The organism is Kineococcus indalonis (assembly GCF_009906395.1).
GTDB lineage: Bacteria > Actinomycetota > Actinomycetes > Actinomycetales > Kineococcaceae > Kineococcus > Kineococcus indalonis.
This window is the reverse complement of the sequence record NZ_JAAALM010000214.1, coordinates 1-6,292: the sequence shown is the minus strand read 5'-3', so window position 1 is coordinate 6,292 and position 6,292 is coordinate 1. Positions and strand designations below refer to the sequence as shown.

The window sequence follows — 6,292 nt, the reverse complement described above, 5'->3', positions numbered from 1 at the left end:
CGTCCAGGCCGCGCCCGCCGCGCGCCGCCCGCCCCTGCGCCGGGTCCCCCTGGCCGCGGGGGCCGTCGTCGTGCTCGCCCTCCTCGCCGCCTCCCTGGCCGTCGGCGGGTACGACATCACCCCGCGCTCCCTGCTGCACGACGGGGCCGCGCGCGAGATGTTCCTCATCAGCCGCGTGCCGCGCACCGCCGCGCTGGTGCTGGCCGCCGCCGCCATGGGCGTGTCCGGCGTCGTGATGCAGGTGCTGGTGCAGAACCGGTTCGTGGAACCCACCACCACCGGCTCCAGCCAGTGGGCGGCCCTGGGGATCGTCCTGCTCGCCGTGGTGCGCCCCGGCGCGCCCACGCCGGTGCGCATGGTGGTCGCCACCGGGTTCGCGTTCGCCGGGACGCTGGTGTTCCTCGGCGTGCTGCGCCGCGTCTCGCTGCGCTCCTCGGTGGTGGTGCCGCTGGTGGGCATCATGCTCGGCTCGGTGGTCGGCGCCGCCACCACCTACCTCGCCTCGGAGAACGACCTGCTGCAGATGCTGTCCTCCTGGCGCTCCGGCGGGTTCAGCGGCATCGTGCGCGGCGGCTACGAGCCGCTGTGGGTCGTCGCGCTCGTCGTGCTGGCCGTGTACGTCACCGCCGACCGCTTCACCGTCGCCGGCCTGGGCCGCGACGTGGCCACCAACCTCGGGCTGCACCACGCCCGCGTGGTCTTCGTCGGCACCGCCGCGGTCGCGCTGGCCACCGGCGTGACGGCCGTCGTCGTGGGGTTCGTGCCCTTCCTCGGCCTCGTCGTGCCCAACGTCGTCTCCCTGCTGCGCGGTGACGACGTGCGCCGCAACCTGCCCTGGGTGGTGCTGGCCAGCGTGGCGCTCATCGTGCTGTGCGACCTGATCGGGCGCACCGTCGTCTTCCCCCTGGAGGTCCCGGCCTCGGTGGTCCTCGGGGCGGTCGGCGCCACCGCGTTCGTCGTGCTGCTCCTGCGCCGCAGGGGGTCGCTGCGTGGCTGAGGACACCGGGACCCGCCCGGCCGCCCCGCCCGCCGCACCCCCGGTGGGCGCGCCGGGGGTGCGCCCGTGGCTGCGCCTGGGCGTCGTGGCCGCCCTGGCCGTGCTGGCGCTGGCGTGCTACCTGCTGCTGTTCGTGCGCGGCTCGTTCGAGTTCGCGATCGAGCGGCGCCTGACCACCGCCGGCGCGATGGTGGTGGCCGCCTTCACCCAGGGCGTGGCGACGCTGCTGTTCCAGACGGTGACGCAGAACCGCCTCCTGACGCCGTCCATCATGGGGTTCGACTCCGTCTACGTCCTGGCCCAGACCGCGCTGGTGGTGGTGTTCGGCGGCGGCGCGCTCGCCGCCACCGACGGCCCGGGCAAGGTGCTGGCGCAGACGCTGCTCATGGTGGCGTTCGCCACGTTCCTGTTCCGCTGGCTGTTCTCCGGGCGCCGCGCGGACCTGCACGTGCTGCTGCTGGTCGGGGTGGCGCTGGGGATGGCCTTCGACAGCCTGTCCACCTTCCTGCAGCGCGTCCTGTCCCCGGCCGACTACGACGTGCTCTCGGTGCGCCTGTCCGGCCGGCTGGGCACCGCCGACGCCGAGCTGCTGCCGTGGGCGGTGCTCGCGTGCGCCGTCACCGGGTTCGTCGTGCTGCGCCGGCACGCCCGCCTGGACGTGCTCGAGCTCGGCCGCGACACGGCCGTGAACCTCGGCGTCGACCACCGCCGGGAGCTGACGCTGGCGCTGGTGTGCGTCTCCGTGCTCGTGGCCGTCTCCACCGCCGTCCTCGGGCCCATGACGTTCTTCGGCTTCCTCGTCGCCGTGCTCACCCGGCAGGTCGCCGGCACCCACCGCCACGCGGTGCTGCTGCCGATGTCCTTCGCCCTGGGCGTGCTGGTGCTGGCGGGCGGGCAGTTCGTCATGGAGCACGTCTTCTACGCCACCGGGATGCTCACCGTCGTGCTGGAGTTCCTCGGCGGCGCCGTCTTCCTCGTCCTGCTGCTGCGGAAGGGAACCCTGTGATCACCGTCGAGGGCGTCACCAAGGCGTACGGCACCACGCCCGTGCTGGGACCGGTCACGCAGGTCCTCGCCGAGCGCGGCATCACCTCCATCATCGGCCCCAACGGCGCCGGCAAGTCCACGCTGCTGACCATCGCCGGTCGCCTGGCCGAACCGGACACCGGCACCGTGCGGGTGCGCGCCGGCGACGGGGGAGGACCCGGCGAGCTGGACGTGCACCGGGCCCGTTCCTCCGAGGTGGCCAAGGTCGTCGCGGTCCTGCGCCAGGAGAACCACTTCACCGCCCGCCTGACCGTGCGCGAGCTGGTCTCCTTCGGCCGCTTCCCGCACTGCGGCGGCCGGCTCACCGCCACCGACGTCGCCGCGGTCGACGAGGCGCTGGGGTTCCTGGAGCTGACGGACCTGCAGGGCAGGTTCCTCGACGAGCTCTCCGGCGGGCAGCGCCAGCGCGCGCACGTGGCGATGGTGCTGGCGCAGCAGACCCGCTACGTCCTGCTCGACGAGCCCCTCAGCAGCCTGGACATCCGCCACGCCGTGCGGATGATGCGCCTGCTGCGCCGCGTCGCCGACGAGCTCGGCCGCGCGGTCGTCCTCGTCGTGCACGACGTGAACTTCGCCGCCGCCTGGTCCGACCGCATCGTCGCCGTGCGCGACGGGCGCGTCGTGGCGCAGGGCACCCCCGCCGAGGTCGTGCGCGACGACGTCCTGGAGGAGGTGTTCGACACCCCCGTGCGCGTGCACGTCCTGGACGGGGTGCCCACCGCCGTCTACCACCGCTGACGCCCGCGGCCGGCGCCCGCGCCGTGCCCCGCGCCGCCGGGCCTTTGACGCGCGGCGCCGGGCTTTTGGCGCGCGCCGCCGGGCCTTTGGCGCGCGCCGCCGGGCCTGTGATGTCTCAGGACATCGGTGACGGTCGCAGTGCTGGGAAGGTGTCGGCCACCCACGACGACGCACGCACCGCGGGATGACCGTGAGGTTGGCGAGTCGGCACTGGCGTGCCCGAGGCGCAGCTGAGCGAGGAGGCGGGCACACTGCGGCGGATGGACCTACCCACCGACGGTCACGTGCACAGCCGGTTCTCCTGGGACGCCCGCCTGATCGGCGACATGGAAGCCACCTGCGCGCGAGCCGTCGACCAGGGGCTCCCTGCGGTGATCTTCACCGAGCACGTCGACTTCACCCCCTTCCGCGCAGGCTTCCTGACCCAGTCCTACCCGGAGGTCGCCGACTTCGTCTCCGACGGCATCCTGACCGCACCTGAGCTGGACGTGGACGGCTACTCGGAGAGCATCGAGCGGTGCCGGGCCGCTTTCCCGCAGCTGCACGTGGTGGCCGGCGTGGAAGTGGGGCAGCCTCACCGGCACACCGCCCAGATCGAGGACCTGCTCGCCCGCGGACCCTTCGAGCGGGTGCTCGGCTCCCTGCACTGCCTACCCGATGGCGATGAGTTCGCCGAACCGTGGGACTTGTACCCCCGCTACCGCGCCGCCGACGTCTTCCGCGACTACCTGGCCGAGATCCCTCGCATGGTGGCCGGGTCGCAGGCGTTCACCGCGTTCGCCCACATCGACTACCCGATCCGGTCCTGGCCGCAGGACGCCGAGCCGTTCCGCCTGGGTGACTTCGAGGAGGAGCTGCGGCACGCGTTGGGTGTCCTGGCGCAGGCTGAGCGGGCACTGGAGATCAACACCCGCCTGCCCATGGACCCGGTGATCTTGGGGTGGTGGGTCCAGGAAGGGGGCCAGCGGGTCACCTTCGGCAGTGATGCTCACAAGCCGGACTTCATCGGTCATGGACTGGCTGAGGCCGGTGCGCTGGCCGCCTCGATGGGCTTCACCCCGGACGTGCAGCCGGTGGCGCCGTGGCGGCTGTCTCGTTGACTGCGCGGCACCGGACCTGCTCGGGACCAGCGAGAGCGGCACGACTGAGACCCAGCGGATCGCGCGATGACCGGTAGGTCACTAAGCGAGTTTGCGGGTGCTCGCTCCCCTCCCTGCGAGCACCCGCGGCGACCTCCCTCAGCTCGCCGACTCCTGGGCGGCCTGGTCGTCTGCGGGGTAGAGGTCCGGCGCGGCTTGCAGACGCGGGTCGGTGGTGGCGACGTGTTCAACCTGCTCAGCCAGCTTCACGAGCAAATCCATGTCCTGACTGCCGCACACGCTGTAGGACAGACCGGCGTCGTCCCAGCGCACGCATCCAAGCAGGTCCGTCTGGAAGATGGCGACGTGGCCGTTGACTCGGGTGAACGTGTACAGGTCCGCACCTCGAGCAACCCCCGTGGCGATCGGCTCGACGAGCGGTTTGACACCCAAGCGGATGCCCGGAGCGTCCTGGGTGTAGCCGCTGGGACCGTACTCCACGTCCCAGGTCCAGTCCGAGAAGGGCTGCGCCGCATCCGGTGCCGGGCTCTGCTGCCACGGTGCGGGCACGCTGTCCGGGTCCACGGTGGTTCCCTCCAAGGTGAGGTCGTCGAGGGTGGCCACGATCGCGGCCTCATCCAGGCCGCTGCCCTGCACGACCCAGCGGGTGCCGTCCGGTTCGGTCCAGCTGAGCATCAGGTTGCCCGGCAACGGCAGCAGCTCGGCGGTGGTGCCCCGCACCTGCACCGTCCGCAGGCCCTCCTCGCCGCGGAAGGGGCGGGCAACGTCGGCCCACAACGACAGACCCTGCTTCGGCGCCTCGGTGTAGAGCGCTGCAGCCGGCGCCAACGGCAGGCAGGTGATCCCGTCGGTGTGGACGTTCACCCCGCGGACCGGCTCACCGGTAGCTTCGGCGGGGATCCAGGCCGTCAGCCTCGCTGCCCGCGGATCGTTCACCCACTGCCGGCGCGGGACGTTGACGCCATAGCTGACGCCGCAGTCGCTGCCGGTACCGGCGTGAGCGCGGGCCAGGCCGATGAAGGACGCTGCCTGCACGGTGCCGCGCGTTCCGGGGTCGTTGTCGCTCTGCGGAACGAGGACACCGCCGACGATCAAGGCGCTGGCCAGGAGCCCGGCGGAGACACCCAGCTTGGTGCGGCGCTGCCCGCGGCGGATCGCGGCGGCGCGGCGGTGGACGCCCTCGACCGGCGGCACCGCGCTGTTCGGGACGTCAGCCAACGCGCGCAACGGATCGTGATCATCCAGACCGCTAACGTCGCGGCGGCTGGAGCTGTTGGGGTGGGGGCCAGTGGGGGTCATCGCGAGTCCTCCGATGCGGGAGTGCGGAACGAGGCGGGTGCGGCTTCGGGTGAGGTGGCCGCGCTGGGTCGCAGCCGGCCCGCGAGGGTGGCGCGGGCACGGGAGAGGGTGGTGGCCACCGTTCCGCGCGAGACGTTCATGGCGGCGGCGACCTCGGTCTCGGTGAGATCGGCGATGTAGCGCAGCGCGATGGCGGTGCGGGCCCGTTCGGGCAGCTCGGCGACGGCCCGCCACAGCGCGGGGTCGGGCAGCTGCGGCGGCGGGACGGGCTCGTCCCGGTGGCGGCGGGTGTGCCGGTGCTCCAGCAGAGCGCGGCGCCAGGAGCGGCGGACCTGGTTCAAGGCGGTGGTGTAGACCCAGCCGGCGGGGGAGTCAGTGGTACGCAGCCGTGGCCAGTGCAGGACGGCGCGGGCGAAGGCCTCAGCGGTGGCTTCCTCGGCCAGGGCGGGGTCGCCGGTGGCCAGGGTGAGGGCCTGGCGCACGCGCGGGAGCTCGCGGCGGTACCAGTCGTCGAAGACGAGCTGGCCGGGCTCGTCTGGGCTGTTGCTCATGACTTACTAAGCCTGGAGGACGTCGAAGTGTTGACACCGTCGCCGCGCCTGTCGTGGCCACGGCGAAGCTGGCCTCGATCCCAGCGCGGGGTCCGCTCGTCAACCGCTCATGAGGCCAGACCAAAGGTTGTGGAGCACGCGGACGGCGGGATGACCGTGAAGTCGCGTTCGCTCCGCCTGCGGCACGAGATGCTCGTGCGTCCTATGCGAGGTGCCGGCTGATCACCTCCGCCAGTTCCGCAGCATCGAGGTCCCCAGCGGCCACGGCCAGCACCATCTGCTCGGCCTCGTCGACGGGCATGAGCAGGTCGGTGCCGTTGAGCAGGCAGAAGACGCGGGTCGCGGACCACGCCAGACGCTTGTTGCCGTCGACCAGCGGGTGGTTGCGGGCCAGGGAGTGCATCAGCGCGGCGGCCTTGCCGGCCAGGGTGGGGTAGGCCTCGCGGCCGAAGACGGTGGTGCGGGGACGGGCGGCGGCGGAGGCCAGCAGGCCCAGGTCGAGGACCTGCACGTCGTCGACGACGCCGGCGGCGATCTCGAGCAGGTCCTCGGTGGAGAGG

Annotated in this window: 7 protein-coding genes; 4 read left to right on the top strand and 3 right to left on the bottom strand. The window is 72.6% G+C overall.

The genetic code is table 11. From position 1 onward, the window contains the following. The 4 genes from GTR00_RS11665 to GTR00_RS11650 all read left to right on the top strand — a co-directional run. A partial coding sequence (locus tag GTR00_RS11665; protein WP_240899905.1) for an ABC transporter permease occupies positions 1 to 997 on the top strand: 997 nt, incomplete at its 5' end. Further along, positions 990 to 2,003: an iron chelate uptake ABC transporter family permease subunit gene (locus tag GTR00_RS11660; protein ID WP_205705600.1), complete on the top strand. Its 1,014-nt coding sequence runs from the start codon at positions 990 to 992 to the stop codon at positions 2,001 to 2,003. The genes GTR00_RS11665 and GTR00_RS11660, both read left to right, overlap by 8 nt. Further along, positions 2,000 to 2,782, top strand: coding sequence for an iron ABC transporter ATP-binding protein (locus tag GTR00_RS11655; RefSeq protein WP_166611789.1), 783 nt, complete (start codon positions 2,000 to 2,002; stop codon positions 2,780 to 2,782). The genes GTR00_RS11660 and GTR00_RS11655 overlap by 4 nt, the downstream gene beginning before the upstream one ends. Before the next feature lie 215 nt (positions 2,783 to 2,997). Then, positions 2,998 to 3,882 (top strand): PHP domain-containing protein, encoded by an 885-nt coding sequence (locus GTR00_RS11650; protein ID WP_205705599.1) that lies wholly within the window; start codon positions 2,998 to 3,000, stop codon positions 3,880 to 3,882. 138 nt (positions 3,883 to 4,020) lie between these two features. Here GTR00_RS11650 and GTR00_RS11645 read toward each other — a convergent pair whose 3' ends face one another. The 3 genes from GTR00_RS11645 to GTR00_RS11635 form a co-directional block, all read right to left on the bottom strand. Beyond that, positions 4,021 to 5,181, bottom strand: coding sequence for a hypothetical protein (locus GTR00_RS11645; RefSeq protein WP_166611788.1), 1,161 nt, complete (start codon positions 5,179 to 5,181; stop codon positions 4,021 to 4,023). Beyond that, positions 5,178 to 5,732: an RNA polymerase sigma factor gene (locus tag GTR00_RS11640; protein WP_166611787.1), complete on the bottom strand. Its 555-nt coding sequence runs from the start codon at positions 5,730 to 5,732 to the stop codon at positions 5,178 to 5,180. Before GTR00_RS11640 ends, GTR00_RS11645 begins: the two co-directional genes overlap by 4 nt. 202 nt (positions 5,733 to 5,934) lie before the next feature. After that, positions 5,935 to 6,292 (bottom strand): type II toxin-antitoxin system death-on-curing family toxin (locus GTR00_RS11635; RefSeq protein WP_205705598.1); only part of this gene is annotated, 358 nt, incomplete at its 5' end.